The sequence below is a fragment of the Nocardia aegles genome (genome assembly GCF_052545135.1).
This window is the reverse complement of record NZ_JBQWRI010000002.1, coordinates 261,489-276,981: the sequence shown is the minus strand read 5'-3', so window position 1 is coordinate 276,981 and position 15,493 is coordinate 261,489. Positions and strand designations below refer to the sequence as shown.

The following is a 15,493-nucleotide window of genomic DNA, read 5'->3' as shown; positions in this document are numbered from 1 at the left end:
AGGATCGGTGAGGTATGGGTGAGTGGTTGAAGGATCGGGTCGCGGTGGTGACCGGCGCCGGACGCGGTATCGGTGCGGAGATCGCCAAGATGTACGCGCGCGAAGGGGCTGCGGTCGTCGTGAACGATCTCGGTGTCGCAGGTGACGGGACCGGCGCCGACAAAACGCCCGCCGAGTCGGTGGTCAGGGAAATTCGAGCAGCAGGTGGCACAGCGTCGGCGGACGACACGAATGTCGCCGATCACGCAGCCGCCGAGACCATGATCCGCTCGGCGATCGACCAGTACGGTCGACTCGATGTCCTGGTGAACGCTGCGGGCATCCTGCGCGACAAGATGATCTTCAACCTGGACGAGAACGACTGGGACGCGGTGATCGCAGTGCACCTGAAGGGGCACTACAACACCATCAAGCCGGCCGCTCGGTACTGGCGCGGTCAGCGGGATGAAAACGCACACAACAGGATCATCAACTTCACATCGATCTCTGGCCTGCACGGATCGGCAGGGCAGCCGAACTATGCGGCGGCGAAAATGGGCATCGTCGGCCTGACATACTCCTGCGCAAACGCATTGCGCAGGTACGGCGTGACCACCAATGCGATTTCGCCGGGCGCCGCATCACGGCTGATCGACACCATTCCGGATACGCGAATGCAGGCCGGCCCGCCCGGTCCCGAGCACATTGCCCCGATCGCCACCTATCTTGCCAGCGAACGCTCGAGTTGGCTCAACGGGCGGATTGTGGGAGCGCGGGGCACGCTGGTCGAGCTGTACAACATCCCGGAGCCGATCCGGGTCGTGAGTACGCACGGCTCCTGGGATATGAACGACCTGGCGGAATTGGTGGAGGTCAACTTCCGAGCTCCGGCGAAGCTGCCGCTCATTCCCCCGGCCTTCGCCGACGAGTAATCCTGATCGCTGAAAGGGCGGCCTTACCGGTCTCGGTCCGGATCGGTTACCTAAATAACTGCGCAGCTGGCGCGGGCCATAGCAGAAATTTTCGATCCAGTCGATGAGACTTATGCGCGCGGCTTCGACGTGCACGGTCGGTGCGGGTCTCGAGTGGCCGGAGGAGGTATGAAATGATCGCGGCACCAATAACGCGCTGGATCGAATATTGGGCTGAAGTCAAGCCGGAATGTCCGGCGATAATTTTTGAAGACGGGGAAGTGACCTGGCGAGATTTCCGTGACTCGGTCAACCGCTGGGCGCGCATGCTGAGCGGCCAGGGAATCGGGCGCGGCGAGCGTGTCGCGTGCATGATGCGAAATCGTCCGGAGTTCTATTTCGCATTTTTTGCAGTCGCAAAACTGGGCGCCGTCTTCGTTCCTGTCAATCTTCAGCTGACCGACGCAGAAATATCGTTCTTGATCGATAATTCAGGCGCTCGAGCGCTCGTCTACGACTCCGCGAAGAAGCCGATCATCCGCGATGCGGCAGACATCAATCTCCTGCCGGTCGACGGCGCGGTGCAGCGGTTACTCGCCGACCCCGTGGCCGCCCCACAGCGAACTGAAGAAATCCGTTTCCCGCAAGTCGGTTTCGATGACCTGGTCGCCATCCTCTACACCTCCGGTACTACCGGGCGGCCGAAGGGGGCGATGATAACGCATTCGAATATTCACTTTGCCGCGGAAACGATCAGTAGAAGCTTCGATTTCACGCAGCAGGACATTCATATCGTCACCGCGCCTCTCTACTTCGCCGGCGGCATCGTCACGGTGTCGCAGCCGGTTTTCGTCAGCGGCGGAACCGTCGTGCTGACGAGCTACCGATCGCCGGCCGACACGCTGGACTTGATCGCACGGCATCGGGTTACGGTGGCGATGATCGTGCCGGCGATCCTCAACCTTCTGATAAACGACGAGTCCTTCGAACCCGGGAAACTGAAGAGTTTGCGGCTCGTCGCGGCAGGCACGGCCCCGGTCCAGCTTCCGCTGATCGAGGCGTACCGGTCCTATGGAATCGACGTGTACCAGGGGTACGGCCTCACCGAGGCCGGGGGAGTGTCGACATTCCTGCTGCCACAATATGCGGAGATCCGCACCGGGTCGGTGGGTAGTCGGACCATGTACACCGAGATTTCCGTCGTACGCCCGGATGGATCCCTTGCGGAACCTGGTGAACCGGGCGAAATCCTCCAACGCGGACCGACGGTGACAACGGGGTATTGGGAAAACAGCGAAGCGACGGCAGAGTTGCTCGCTCCCGGTGGTTGGATCAGGACCGGTGACCTGGGGGTCTTGGACAGCGACGGCTTTCTGTGGATTGTCGGTCGGATCAAAGATGTGATCATCTGCGGCGGTGTCAACGTCTACCCAGCCGAGATCGAATCGGTCCTGGCCGGACACCCGGATGTGCTCGAGGTCGCGGTAATCGGGCTTCCGCACGATACGTATGGGGAGACTGTCACCGCGGTAGTAGTCCCGGTCTCCGGCCGGAAGCCCGACTTGGAGAAACTGCGCGAATTTTGCCGCACGGGACTTGCTCACTACAAAATACCGCGCCTTTTGAAGGTAGTCGACGAGCTACCCCGCACAGGATCCGGCAAGGTGCGTAAGAATGTTTTGCGAGATGCGCTCGCCTGAATATCTCGGTCCGGCCGACATCCGCTCGGTTATAACGAGTGAAATTTTGTATTCGAACATATAGTGTCAACGGTGACGCAAGGAGAAAATCTGATGTCTCAGACGCGGCAAGTTTGCGAATTTACCGCCGCGGTCGTACGCGACGCAACTCGCGGCTTTCAACTCGAGCAGATGCGGCTGAGCGGTCTCGGCCCGCATGAGATTTTGGTGAAAATCGCCGGAGTCGGCGTCTGCCATACCGACCTGGCCGTCGCAGGTGCGGCCGGAGCGTACATTCACCCAGCGATCTTCGGTCACGAAGGGGCAGGAGTCGTCGAGGCGGTCGGCACCAGCGTTTCCGGCCTGGCACCCGGTGACCATGTTGTTCTCAGCTACGACAGTTGTGGGCACTGCACACGATGCCACGCCGGAAAGCCGTACTACTGCGACGGATGGCAGGATCTCAACGCGGGCCCCGCGCTGGGCCGCGTTCATTCTGCCGTAATCGATTCCGACGGCGCCCCGGTTTACAGCACCTGGTTCGGGCAGTCTTCCTTCGGCACCTATGCGGTGGCGAGGGAGAACAACGCCGTGAAGGTCGACCACGATCTGCCGTTGGAAATACTCGGCCCCCTCGGCTGCGGCTTCCAGACCGGCGCGGGTGCGGTCGTGAATTCCCTGGGTGTCCGTCCGGGGCAGTCGATCGTCATCTTTGGCTCGGGTGCGGTGGGTCTGGCTGCGGTGATGGCCGCGAAGGTCTGCAACGCGGAGACCATCGTCGCGGTGGATATTGTCGAAAGCCGTCGTAACCTGGCCGAGCAACTGGGTGCGACACACACGATCGACGGCAGGGCAGAAGACCTCGCCGAGCAGTTACAAGACATCACGGGCGGCGCCGACTATTCGTTCGATACGAGCGGTGCCGCAAGTGTCATCTCGACGGCGGTGAACGTGCTTGCTCCAGGCGGCACCTGTGCGCTGGTGGCGTTTGCCGACGAACTGCGCATCGACTCCCAGGCTGTGATCTTCGGGCGAACCATTACGGACGCACTTGTCGGCAACGCCTCACCGCACGTGTTCCTGCCGACGATGATCCGTTGGTGGCGGCAGGGCTTGTTCCCCTTCGACAAGCTGATCGAGCAGTTTCCATTATCCGAAATAAACGCGGCCGCCGAAGCTTCCCGAAGCGGTCGATCGGTGAAGCCGGTGCTGATTCCGTGAGCAAGCACGATGTGACCGACCTCGACTGCGATCTGCTGATCATCGGAGCCGGCCCAGTAGGGCTGTTCGCCACGTACTATGCGGGGTTTCGAGGTCTCCGGACGGTGGTGGTCGACTCGCTGCCCGAACCAGGCGGTCAGATCAGTGCGATGTACCCGGAGAAGCCGATCTTCGATGTGGCCGGATTCCCAGCGGTCAAGGGCCGGGACTTGGTGGACCGTCTCGTAGCACAAGCGGCTCCGTTCGACCCGGTGTACCTCCTCGAGCGCAATGCCAGAACGCTCGAATTACTCGACGACGGGTCACTCGTGGTCACCATGGAGGACAGAGTGGAGGTCAGAGCCAGTGCTGTGGTGGTCAGTGCGGGCATCGGCACGTTCACGCCCCGTCCGCTATCGGCCGGGTCCGGTTGGCTCGGATCTGGGGTCTCGTACTTCATTCCGGAGCTCGAGGCCCACAAGGATCAGGACGTTGTCGTAGTTGGTGGCGGCGACAGCGCTTGCGATTGGGCGCTCGCCTTGGAGCCGCTCGCTCGCTCCGTGACACTTGTCCACCGCCGATCCGCATTTCGTGCGCACGCGCACACGGTGGGGCAGCTGAAGAACTCCACGGTGCAGGTGATCACCGACGCGGAGATCACGGCGGTGGGTGGAGCCGGACACGTTGAGCACGTGGAGATCACGAAATCCGACGGCACGAAACTGGCGCGGTCGGCCGATGCGGTGATCGCCGCCTTGGGCTTCACCGCGAACCTTGGTCCGATCCGCAACTGGGGGATGGAGATCGTAGCCAACCGGTATATCGCAGTCGACAGCGCTATGGAGACAAACATTCCCGGTGTCTACGCAGCCGGCGACGTCTCCGACTACCGCGGCAAGGTCCGACTGATCGCTGTGGGCTTCGGTGAGGCCGCGACGGCGGTCAACAACGCGGCGGTCCGCATCAGCCCGGAAGAGTCGTTATTCCCTGGACATTCCACTGATTCGCCGTCGGCAGGCCGGTGACAAAATGCGTTTCGGGATGTCACGCCCGCCACGAGAACGAGGAGATGAATTGTCCTTCGATGCCACCGCTTTTCTTGATCCGGCTGCTTTTCCGGAGCAGATAGCTATCGGTAATCCGAGAGCCAAAGAATATGTGGAACTGGCCGTCGCGGCGACTCGCCGGGCGCTCGATGTCGTGCCCGCTCCGAGCCGGAAACAGTACGGTCCGGACCCGCAGCAGGTCATCGATGTCTACGATCCAGAACCCGGCGGCCGCGGTCGGCCTGCGATCATCTTCATGCACGGTGGCGGCTGGACCGTCGGCTACTCCTACTGGTGCGGCTTCATGGCGCCTGCGGCGCACACCTTGAACGCGGTTTTCCTCGCGCCCAGCTACGGGCTCGCCCCACGGCGGAAGTATCCGAGCCATCTCGAAGATGCCCTGGAAATGCTCGGATGGGTGCACTCGCATGCCGAGCTGCTGGGCATCGATCGAGATCGAATAATCCTCGCAGGGCATTCGGCCGGCGGTCATCTCGCCGCTCTCGCCGCGCTCCGCAAGGACCTGTACAAAAAGCACGGTTTGCCGGCAGAGCCCTTCCGTGGGGCGTATTCCGTCTCGGGTTCGATGACCGTGTGTGCGGATACGCGTCCCGAAGGGAGTGTCGCGGAACGAATTTACAAGTATTTCCTCGAGCAGCCCGACGACGATGTGCAGGCCAGCCCGGTGTATCAGATACAAACGGGGTCGGTACCCATTCATATGGTATTGGCAGAAGGTGACATCGAAAGAATCCAGAATTCCACACAGGAGATGTACGAGAAGCTGCGTGCGGTGGGTACCGAGACGAGTCGGCGGGTGTTGGCCGGCCATGACCATTACGACACGCATCTGGCACTCGCCGATCCCGGGCACTTCTGGTGGGCAGATGTCGAGGCTGCGCTGATCTGAGTCGTGTGGGAGAGGAAGAATATTATGTCCGATTCATTTTTGGCCGCTGCCCGAACAGCTTTGGGTGCGGGCGCCGTGGATACGTCACCGGAGACGTTGGCGGCCTATGGGTTCAATCGGTTGCCCGGTGGTGATCGTCGGCCGGCCGGCTGGCGCCTTCCGGCACTCGGCCGCTTGACCGCCACGATCAAGCATGCCGTCGACCCGAACGGTGTCATCGCCCCTGGAAAATACGGAATCAGGTAACGGCATGAGCGCCGCCGTCCGTCCACCAAGGTCGCCCGGACCACACGGTTGTCGGACTCGTCCCCGCACAGCAGTGCCAACGGGGCCGCGATCCGGTTCCGCAGCGTGTCCCCGCCCACTTATATGTAAACTCATATGAAGAACGATGCAATCTTCGGGGGTGTCGACGACCGGCTCGCTACCGCGCCGAGGAAGGAACGATTCTGTGTTGAACAGCCGAAACGCCGGCCGGCGAGGGCGACCTGCCGATCAGCCCACGCGCGATCTGCTGACGCGAGCCCTCGCGACGATCAGTTATGAGGTGCTCCCGTTCAAGGGCACGGACGAGCAGGTGCTTTCCCATGTCCCACGGGATATTTCGCTGACCGTGACCACCACGGAGGCCAAGGGGCTCGGCCCGACGCTGGACCTTGCGGTGCGACTGGCCGAGCAAGGATACGACGTAGCGCCCCATCTGGCTGCGCGCCTGGTCCGTGACGGCGATCATTTGGACGACATTGCCGCGCGGCTGTCGGAGTCCAAGGTTCGGGGCATCTTCGTCGTCGGTGGCGATGCCCGAGAGCCTGTGGGGCGTTTCACCGACGCCCTGTCTCTACTGGAGGAACTGCGGGTTCGCGGTCATTCCTTTGACCATATCGGTATCGGGGGGTACCCCGAAGGGCACGGGCACATCGCCGGCGAAATCATCGACCAGGCCTTGGCTCGCAAGGCACCCCATGCCACCCAAGTGATCACCCAGCTCTGCTTCGCGGCACCGACTACGGCCGATTGGGCGCGTTCCTTGAAGCGATCGGGGGTGGATCTTCCGGTGCGAGTCGGGATTCCGGGAGCGGTGAACCGGCAGAAGCTGATCCGCATCTCCGCGGGTCTGGGTCTGGGACAGTCCGCCCGGTTCCTGCAGAAGCAGCAAAGCCTTTTCTGGCGGTTCCTGCTACCCGGCGGGGTACCAGCCCGGCCCTTTGGTCGAAAAGCTGGCAGCGCACCTCGGCATGCCGGACAACAACTTGCACGGTTTTCACGTGTTCACATTCAACGAACTGGCGAAAACCGAAGCGTGGCGTCGCGCATGTCTCGCCGCGCTCGCTGACGATCCGGATCAGTCCACCTCGAAGGAATCAGCACGATGACCGATCAGCGCGCCCGGCGGGGCGTTCTCGCCCTGTCCTGCCCCGACGTACCGGGCATAGTGCACGCCGTCGCCGGCTTTCTCGTCGATCGGTGCTGCACGATCCTCGAGAGCAAACAGTTCGGCGATCCCGATAGCGGCACATTCTTCATGCGAGTGGAATTCGGCCACGCCGATACGCACAGGCAGTTGGACATTGCCACACTGCGGCATCAGTTCGCTCCACTCGCGGCAGACTTGCGGATGCGGTGGCGGCTCGTGGATGCTTCGGCGCGCCAGCGAGTCGCCATCCTGGTCAGCAAATTCGCTCACTGCCTCAACGACCTGCTGTTTCGCACATTCATGGCCGATGTGAACATCGATGTGGTGGCGGTGATCTCCAACCACCCCGATCTGCGCCCTTTCGCCGACCATTACAGCGTGCCTTTCGAGCATATTCCGCTCACTCCGGATACGAAGCGGGAAGCGGAGGCCCAGCTGCTCGAGCTCATCCAGCGCGAACAGATCGATCTGGTCGTGCTGGCCCGCTACATGCAGATTTTGTCCGAGACCTTGTGTAAGGAGCTGGAGGGGCGGGCGATCAACATCCACCACTCGATGCTGCCCAGCTTCAAGGGCGCGCGCCCCTATCATCAAGCCCATGCGCGTGGCGTCAAGCTCATCGGGGCAACCGCTCACTACGTGACGAGCGATCTCGATGAGGGCCCGATCATCGAGCAGGAATTGGTACAGGTCGATCACTCGATGTCGGTGCAGGACCTCGTCGCCCGCGGCCGGGAAGCCGAGTGCCGCGCGCTCGCGCGCGCGGTCCGGGGGCACGTGGAGAACCGGGTATTCCTCAATGGCAACAAGACCGTCGTTCTGGGGTAGCCGACCTTGTGTGACCTCAAACAAGATTACGAAGAGAAAGCGTGCTCTATATGTCCCTGATGCAGCAGGTCCAGCTGGCCAGCCTGTTCCAGAAAAACCTCGAGCAGTGCAAGGTCGTGCCGGGAGAGACGGTAGCCCTCCTGACCAATCTGAACACTCCCCGCGACTATGTGGCCGCGGCGTCCCATGCCCTCAAGGAGCTCGGTGCGTTCGCTTTCGAGCTCGGCTTCAGCTCGTTGCCGGACCCGAGTCGGGTAGCCGCTGACGGCATTACCGGTGCCGAAGGGGTGATGGCCGCGCTCCGGCAATGCCAGCTGGTGGTCACCTTCCACGCACCGAACTTCGCGAGCTGGTCGCGTGCGCTACGTGACGCCGGAGTGCGCATCCAGACCATCATCGATGGCCCGGTGGAGCTGGAAAGGCTGCTTTCCCCGCCGGGCTTGAAGCCGGCGGTGCTACACGCCGCGGAATTGTGGAGCGGCGCTCACGAGATCACGCTGCTCAATCAGGCGGGCACCGAATTGACCTGGACGCGCGGCGAGCTGAATGTGAAGTCGCAGTATGGGTTTGCGGATGAAGCGGGCCGCATGGACATGTGGGGCGCGGGCCACATCACCAACTGCCCAGACGAGGGCAGCGCCAACGGGACAGTAGTCATCCAGCCCGGCGATATGTGGATCCTTCCCTTCGCACGCGTCGTGGAGTCGGAGATCCGCCTGGAGATTCGCGACGGCTTCATTCGCAAGGTCGAGGGCAGTGCCGATGCCCGCGAGTTCAGGCACTGGCTCGATCGCAACAAGGTGTCGGAGGACGACATGGATCCCTATGCCGTCTCGCATCTCGGCTTCGGTCTGCATCCGAACGCGCACCGCGACTACATCTTCCACGTCAATGCGCAGCTGAACCGGCTCACCGCCGCCGCACGTGTCTACGCGGGCAACTTCCTGTTCTCCACCGGACCCAATACCGAGCACGGCGGCACACGGTCGACGAAGGGGCACATCGACATCCCCATGTCCGACTGCACCGTGCTGCTCGACGGCAAAGCTGTACTCGAGGAAGGCCGATTCACAGACGAGCGCCTGGTGGTCGCGCCGACCATCTGATTGCGGAAGCCGGTCGTCGGCGGCCCCGTGGGGTAGAAGTACCTGGCGGTCGCCGACGCGGATCGGCGCACTACAAGTTTTGCAGCGGTCGGACAGCGCGAAGACCAATGGTCTGCGTTCCGGCCGCGGTCGAAAGGTCCCGCGAGGACCATACCCGGCGGCAGGCATCGCCGCCACGGAGAAGAGGTGCGAGATGGCGAGCAATACCGAGAGCCTGCAGGAATTCATCGACCGTACGCCGAATTTGGTCGAATACCTATACAACGAAGTCAAGCCGCTGCACTCGTCGCGGGCAACGGGGGCAAAGGGGGCGTCGGTCCCGCCTGCCTTTTCGAACTGGCGCGACGAACAGACAGCGGCGGCGGAGACCGCCGTCCTGCTGCATCAGTCACACAACATGCCCGAGCTATACGTCGAGGGTCCCGGAGCGTTCGACCTGCTGAAGTCGATCGCAATCAACACTTTCGAGAACTTCTCGCTCGATCGGGCAAAGCAGCTCATTGCCTGCACGCCCGGTGGCCACCTCATCGGGGACTGCATTTTGTATCGGAACGGGGAGGACAGCTTCGAACTGGTGAGCGGTGCTCCCGTTCAAAATTGGGTGGAGTACCAGGCGAAACAGGGCGGATACGACGTCGAGCTCACCCGGGACGAGTCCTCCAACCTGAATCCGGCCGGAACTCGACTCAAGTATCGATTCGAGCTGGCCGGCCCCAAGGCCAAGGAGATCTTCGACCGGGTCGTCGAGGGAACCACCCCGGATATCCCCTTCTTCCGCACCAAGACGGTGCGGATCGCCGGTCACGACGTCTTGGCGCTCCGGCATGGTATGACGGGTTCGTTTTCGGTCGAGATCTCCGGTCCGTTCGCCGAGGAGCAAGCTGTTCGCTCCTTCATTCTGGATGCCGGTAAGGATCTCGGACTGAAGCCGTTCGGAATGACGGCGTATTACACCAACTACCAGAGTGGCTGGATGGCATATCCATTGCCCGGGATCTTCACCGACCCCGAACTATCGGAATATCGAAAATATCTTCCCGCGACGACATACGAAGCGAATTTCGAACTCGGCGGTAGCTTCCTGACCCCTGAAATCAGCGATTATTACGCCACTCCATTCGACCACGGCTACGGAAATTTGATCAAATTCGATCACGAATTTCATGGTCGGGAAGCGCTCCAGCGCGTGCCGGAGGAGGCGAAACGGGCGAAAGTGACCTTGGTCTGGAATCGGAACGATGTCCAGCGGGTGATGATGTCGCAGTTCGGGTCGGGCCCGCGGTACAAGTCGATCGACCTTCCGTTGGTCAGCTATGCCTGGAGTCAGTTCGACGAGGTTCGATCGCTGAAGGGTGATCTGATCGGCCTGTCACGGCATGCCGCGTACCAGAATCCTTTGGGTGACATCATCTCGCTGGCCGTTATCGACCGCGGGCGTGCGACGATCGGCTCCGAGGTCGCGATCACATGGGGTGAACCCGACGGGGGATCGCGAAAGAGCCAGGTCGAGCGCCACGAGCAGACGACGATCCGGGCGCAGATCGCTCCGGCTCCGTACGACCGGGAGGCGCAGCGGATCGTGCGTCGCAGTCGCGACGCCTGATCGCTGCCGGCGAACCACGGCCATGAATGTTCGGGTCAGTCGGCCTGCAAGCTGTCCAGAACGCGCTTCAACAGCTTGATCAATAACGCCTCTTCCTCCGGCATCAGGTCGGCGACACCGATCCGGTAGTTCGCCCACGCTATCGGCCAGATTTCCTCGACCAGCGCTTCGCCTCGCTCGGTCAGGGAAAGGCGAAGGAAGCGCGCGTCCTGCTCGGAGATTTCACGCTTCACCATGCCGAGGCCGCTCAGTTGATCGATCATCCGGCTCAGGGTCGGTTGATCAATTGCGGTCCGTTCCATCAGTTCCGTCAGCGACAGTCCTGGAGAGCGGTTCAAGATCGACAGCACACGCCATTGTCTGGTGTTGACCGATGAGCGCTTCAGGGCCCGCTTCCATTTACGGTCCCATGTATTCGTTGTCTGGTGTAGCAAGTAGGGGAGAAATTCCTCTGTCACAAAGGCCGTGTCGTGCAGTGGAGGTGCCGATTTTTCTCGCGTCGGTGACGGGCTGGCGTTGCCGCGCGCCGCGACCGGGTCGGAGGTAGTCGATCCGTTGTCCATGGGTTCCCCGATGCTTCGAATTCGTATCTGGTGGGTATGTCATGTCGATTATATGAGATATCATGCGATTGAGCTGACGCCGAATGCCGATCTCACTCGGACCGGCGGGTCCACTCGCCACAAGGCTGCCATCCACTAGAGGTAGCCACACCGCCACACTCCGGCTGAGCCGAAGTCGGCGCGATCACCGTCGGCAGCAGGTACGGATAGGAGGAAAGCGGGCGAGTCCCGGACCGATGATGCGGCGCTCGGAGCTACACCGGCAAACGCGTCACAGCCTGGATGGCGTCAATCTGTCCGAAAAGAAGTCGCGGGGCCGGTGCCACCGGTACCGTCGAGGCCACCCTGTCAGGTGTGTTTCCAAGGAGCGAAACAGTGTGGTCGAATCGCCTGCGTGCGAGCGCGGTCCAACTTCCCGGTCCGGATCGTGGCGTTGACCGACCAGGTCGTCTGCTCACGGCACTGGGTGTCGCCTCACACGACATTCCAGCACCGCTGCCGGGTGCGCGAAACTCGGCGCCGAAGCCGCGGGGTTTACCGGATGCTCTCTTCCGCAAGTGCTCGAGTGAGTCGGGCGGACACCATTGATCGTCCGGAACCCCGATTTGGCGGCGACCGTAGCCAGGAAGCAATCTCGACGTTCGGGCGGTCGACCAATTGTAGCGCCTGGCAAGGCTACTCGTATTTCGATCACCGATGTGTTCGGAAATCCGGCCGGCTGAGTGGGCGATGCAAGACGAGGAAACGAAGCCGGATCTGGGCACCAGAATAGAAGCCGAATTGGCTGCTGCGGGTTTCGGCGATGCGCAGGAAATCGGTCGCGGCGGCTTCGGCGTCGTTTATCGATGCGTCGAGAATTTTCTGGACCGGGTTGTCGCGGTGAAGGTACTCGATTCCGAGGTAACCGACGAGGAGAGATCGCGGTTTCTGCGAGAACAGCGGTCGATGGGCAGTTTTGCTGCCCATCCGCATATCGTGCAGGTACTGCACGCAGAACTTACTGCGAGCGGCCGGGCTTACCTCGTCATGCCGTTTCATTCCAGAGGTTCGTTGCTGGAGAGGATACGGGCCGACGGCCCGCTGCCGTGGGAGGAAGTTCTCAGCGTCGGGGTGAAGATTGCCGGTGCGCTGGCTACTGCGCACATTCGGGGAACCGTGCATCGGGATGTGAACCCGGACAATATTCTGCTCACCGATTATGGTGAGCCGCAGTTGAGCGATTTCGGCATTGCCTGCATGGTGGATGGCTTCGTATCTGCGGACGGCTTTGTCGCGGGCACTCCGGCGTTCATCGCCCCGGAGGTTCTCCAGGGCGCCGAACCCGCCCCTTCTGGCGACATCTACAGCCTCGGTGCCACGCTGTTCTGCTTGCTGACCGGCCGCGCGGCTTTCGAGCGACAGCATGGTGAATCCTTGGTGGCACAGTTCGTGCGCATAACCTGCCAGCCGGTTCCGGACCTGCGGGGCGATGGGGTTCCGGCGTCGCTGTGCGCCGCGATCGAATCCGCGATGGCCACAAATCCGGCAGAACGACCGGTCACGGCGCAGGCGTTCGGCGAAGTGCTGCGTAATGTCCAGTACTCCGCGGGGCTTGCGGTGGATTCTATGATGCTGCCGGCCGAAGTGCAGATACCGCGCGCCGAAGCGAGCAAGCCGCGGAGACCTGAGACCGGCGGGGAATTGGCTCGTGCCCTGGTGCCGACACCATCGACCCGCTATCGGCCACCCACGGCATCACGTCCGCCGGTGCAGCGGCGTCACCTGCTCGACACACTGCGCGACGGGGGACCGCGTCGACTGGTCTTGATTCACGGGCCTGCCGGTTTCGGCAAGAGCACCCTGGCGTCGGAATGGGCGGATGTTCTTGTATCCCAGGGCGTTCGAGTCGGCTGGCTATCGGTAGATTCCGACGACAACAACGTCATCTGGTTCCTCTCACACCTCATCGAAGCGGTTCGCCGCGCGTTTCCGGAAGTGGCGACCGGACTGACGGCGATGCTCGAGGAACGCTCCGGTGACGCGGTGCAGCAGGTCATGGCCACAGTGATCGATGAGATCCATCGCAACGATCAGCCCGTGGCCGTTGTCGTCGACGATTGGCACCGGGTAACCAGTCCGACGGCGATCGAGGCAATGGAGTTTCTACTCGACCGTGGATGTCATCACCTTCGAATGGTGATCACCAGCCGTAGCCGCAAGGGTCTGCCCCTGGGTCGTATGCGTGTTCGCGACGAGCTCATCGAGATCGATGAGGTCGCTTTGCGGTTCGATGACGACGAGGCCGCCGCCTTTCTCGCCGACATCGACGGTCTGTCGTTGACGCCGGAGGAGGTGAATCGGCTACGTGAGTCGACCGAAGGTTGGGCGGCTGCGCTACAACTGGCGTCGTTATCGCTTCGAGGCCAAAAGGATCCCGGCGCTTACATCAGCCGAGTTTCCGGACGAAATTTCGCCATCGGCGAATACCTGATGGAAAACGTGATCGGCCGGCTCGAACCCGAGGTGATCGAGTTCCTGATGAGGACTGCGGTTTCCGACCGGATCTGCGGTGATCTGGCCGAGTTGCTCACCGGCGTACCTTCCGGACAAGAGATGCTGGAGGAGATACGACAGCGCGATCTGTTCCTGCGCGGCCTCGATGACGATCTGCAGTGGTTTCGGTACCATGGGCTGTTCGCCGATTTTCTGCGGAGGACTCTCATCCGCCGCCATCCGGGCCTGCTCGAGGAGCTTCACCTCGTCTCATCGGAGTGGTTCGCCATGCACGGTTTCCTCGCAGAAGCCGTGGATCACGCGTTGTCCGCGGACGCCGCGGACCGCGCGATCACGCTGGTGGAAGACCATGCCGAAGAACTATTGCTGCTCTCCAGGAACGCGACTTTTTCAGGATTGGCGGCAAAATTGCCCGAATCGCTGACCAATCTCGCTCCCAGATTGCAGATTCAAACTGCTTGGGCTGATATCACCGTGCAGCGCCCCACTGAGGCGTCAGCCGCACTGGACCGGGCCGAGGCATTGCTCGCCGCAGCATCGGCCGACGGCGAGGCCGCTCTCGAGATCATGCTTGCTCGCACCGCCATCGCGCTGATAACCGATCATCCGGCCAGAATTCCGGACCAGCTTGCCGCACTTGCTGATCGGCAGCCCAGGCCCTTCCTGGCGCAGGCACTCGCACTGACGACTATGATGGCGGCATTGTATCGTTTCGACTTCGTCGAGACCGACCGCTGGCATCAGTGGCTCCAGCCGTATCGACCGCTTGCACAGGGCCCTTTCGCCCTGATGCATGCTGACTGCTTCGCAGGCATGGCAGCCGCCGAGCGGCTTGATGTCGAAGCGGCGGAGACGCTGTACCGCAACGCGTTGCAACTCGCTCTGAAAACCGGCAGCCAGTCACACGCTACTCGGCTTGCCAGCTCGCTGCTCGGTGAATTGTTATACGAGAAGGGACAATTCATCGAGGCCGAGCAATTGATCGAGACCGGGATGCACCTCGAGGGCGGTATGGTCGACTATCCACTCGCCGCCTACGGTACCGGCGTGCGCCTGGCCGCAGTGCGGGGCGAGCTTGCAGCGGTGGAGCAGCGCTTGGAAGAAGGGGCTGACATGGCTGCCGAACTGCGGCTTCCGCGGCTGGCCGCGCGGATCGTCAACGAGCGCGTTCGCTTGGGTCTACCGATCAGCGACGGCGAGAGGGAGGCCCTCGAGAACCTCGGCCCTTTCGTAGAGCAGACCACTCGTGGGTTGGCCCTGGCGGCGGAATTGGAGCAGGACTCAGCCATTCGGCTACTCCTTTCCGAGGGCTCTGCCGAATCGGCTGATCGGGCACGCCGACGCGCCGAGCGCCTGGTCCGTCGAATAGCGAGGCAGCAGCGGCCGCGGGCGCTGCTGCACGCACAGCTGCTGTACGGATGTTGTCTCGCGGCGACAGGGAAAACGGCGCAGGCGACGTCGATGCTGCACTCCGCCCTGGACCGTTGTGCCGAGCAGGGCCTCGTGCGAGTTGTGGTAGACAGCGGTCGCCGGCTTCTGCCGATTATCGAGATGGTCTATAGCAAGACAACACGGATATCGGGTCCGACGCGGCCGTTCCTACGTCAGGTCCTTGCAGAATTCGAGCAGCAGTAGGCGCCCATACCGGAGTCGCACTCGCGCAGCGTCGCGACCAGGGCGATAGCGCTTGGCGCTGGCGTGGCCCTGCATAGCTTCGCATTCCAAGTACATGTGCATGCTGGGTGCGAGGAGGTCGTCGAG

At 62.1% G+C, this 15,493-nt stretch carries 11 protein-coding genes; 10 read left to right on the top strand and 1 reads right to left on the bottom strand.

Annotation, left to right across the window (positions count from 1 at the left end; genetic code table 11):
* Nucleotides 1–14: 14 nt before the first annotated feature.
* From ACT89H_RS06565 to ACT89H_RS06525, 9 genes are all read left to right on the top strand, one after another.
* Complete coding sequence (locus ACT89H_RS06565; RefSeq protein ID WP_445107603.1) at nt 15–911, top strand: SDR family NAD(P)-dependent oxidoreductase; 897 nt, start codon at nt 15–17, stop codon at nt 909–911.
* A 173-nt stretch (nt 912–1,084) separates the two neighbouring features.
* Nucleotides 1,085–2,590: a class I adenylate-forming enzyme family protein gene (locus tag ACT89H_RS06560; RefSeq protein WP_445107602.1), complete on the top strand. Its 1,506-nt coding sequence runs from the start codon at nt 1,085–1,087 to the stop codon at nt 2,588–2,590.
* Between the two features lie 72 nt (nt 2,591–2,662).
* Nucleotides 2,663–3,790, top strand: coding sequence for an NAD(P)-dependent alcohol dehydrogenase (locus tag ACT89H_RS06555; protein WP_445107601.1), 1,128 nt, complete (start codon nt 2,663–2,665; stop codon nt 3,788–3,790).
* Entirely contained in the window at nt 3,787–4,794 is a 1,008-nt protein-coding gene (locus ACT89H_RS06550; protein WP_445107600.1) for an NAD(P)/FAD-dependent oxidoreductase, read from the top strand. The genes ACT89H_RS06555 and ACT89H_RS06550 overlap by 4 nt, the downstream gene beginning before the upstream one ends.
* Before the next feature lie 49 nt (nt 4,795–4,843).
* Nucleotides 4,844–5,725 (top strand): alpha/beta hydrolase, encoded by an 882-nt coding sequence (locus ACT89H_RS06545; RefSeq protein WP_445107599.1) that lies wholly within the window; start codon nt 4,844–4,846, stop codon nt 5,723–5,725.
* Nucleotides 5,726–6,176: 451 nt separating this feature from the next.
* Nucleotides 6,177–7,058 (top strand): methylenetetrahydrofolate reductase, encoded by an 882-nt coding sequence (locus ACT89H_RS06540; RefSeq protein WP_445107598.1) that lies wholly within the window; start codon nt 6,177–6,179, stop codon nt 7,056–7,058.
* A 36-nt stretch (nt 7,059–7,094) separates the two neighbouring features.
* Nucleotides 7,095–7,967, top strand: a complete 873-nt coding sequence (gene purU, locus ACT89H_RS06535; protein ID WP_445107597.1) for a formyltetrahydrofolate deformylase — start codon at nt 7,095–7,097, stop codon at nt 7,965–7,967.
* A gap of 50 nt (nt 7,968–8,017) precedes the next feature.
* Nucleotides 8,018–9,073, top strand: coding sequence for a 2,5-dihydroxypyridine 5,6-dioxygenase NicX family protein (locus ACT89H_RS06530; protein WP_445107596.1), 1,056 nt, complete (start codon nt 8,018–8,020; stop codon nt 9,071–9,073).
* Nucleotides 9,074–9,266: 193 nt separating this feature from the next.
* Nucleotides 9,267–10,676, top strand: a complete 1,410-nt coding sequence (locus ACT89H_RS06525; RefSeq protein WP_445107595.1) for a hypothetical protein — start codon at nt 9,267–9,269, stop codon at nt 10,674–10,676.
* Nucleotides 10,677–10,711: 35 nt separating this feature from the next.
* Here ACT89H_RS06525 and ACT89H_RS06520 read toward each other — a convergent pair whose 3' ends face one another.
* Nucleotides 10,712–11,239, bottom strand: a complete 528-nt coding sequence (locus ACT89H_RS06520) for a MarR family winged helix-turn-helix transcriptional regulator (RefSeq protein WP_445107594.1) — start codon at nt 11,237–11,239, stop codon at nt 10,712–10,714.
* A gap of 729 nt (nt 11,240–11,968) precedes the next feature.
* On the opposite strand from ACT89H_RS06520, the gene ACT89H_RS06515 reads away from it, so the two are divergent.
* Nucleotides 11,969–15,367: a protein kinase domain-containing protein gene (locus ACT89H_RS06515; protein ID WP_445107593.1), complete on the top strand. Its 3,399-nt coding sequence runs from the start codon at nt 11,969–11,971 to the stop codon at nt 15,365–15,367.
* Nucleotides 15,368–15,493 lie beyond the last annotated feature (126 nt).

Excerpts from the sequence above, each read along its gene's own strand:
- ACT89H_RS06525 (WP_445107595.1), top strand. The coding sequence starts at position 9,267 with ATGGCGAGCAATACCGAGAGCCTGCAGGAATTCATCGACCGTACGCCG.
- ACT89H_RS06560 (WP_445107602.1), top strand. The coding sequence starts at position 1,085 with ATGATCGCGGCACCAATAACGCGCTGGATCGAATATTGGGCTGAAGTC.
- ACT89H_RS06520 (WP_445107594.1), bottom strand. The coding sequence starts at position 11,239 with ATGGACAACGGATCGACTACCTCCGACCCGGTCGCGGCGCGCGGCAAC.
- ACT89H_RS06515 (WP_445107593.1), top strand. The coding sequence starts at position 11,969 with ATGCAAGACGAGGAAACGAAGCCGGATCTGGGCACCAGAATAGAAGCC.
- ACT89H_RS06530 (WP_445107596.1), top strand. The coding sequence starts at position 8,018 with ATGTCCCTGATGCAGCAGGTCCAGCTGGCCAGCCTGTTCCAGAAAAAC.
- ACT89H_RS06565 (WP_445107603.1), top strand. The coding sequence starts at position 15 with ATGGGTGAGTGGTTGAAGGATCGGGTCGCGGTGGTGACCGGCGCCGGA.
- purU (WP_445107597.1), top strand. The coding sequence starts at position 7,095 with ATGACCGATCAGCGCGCCCGGCGGGGCGTTCTCGCCCTGTCCTGCCCC.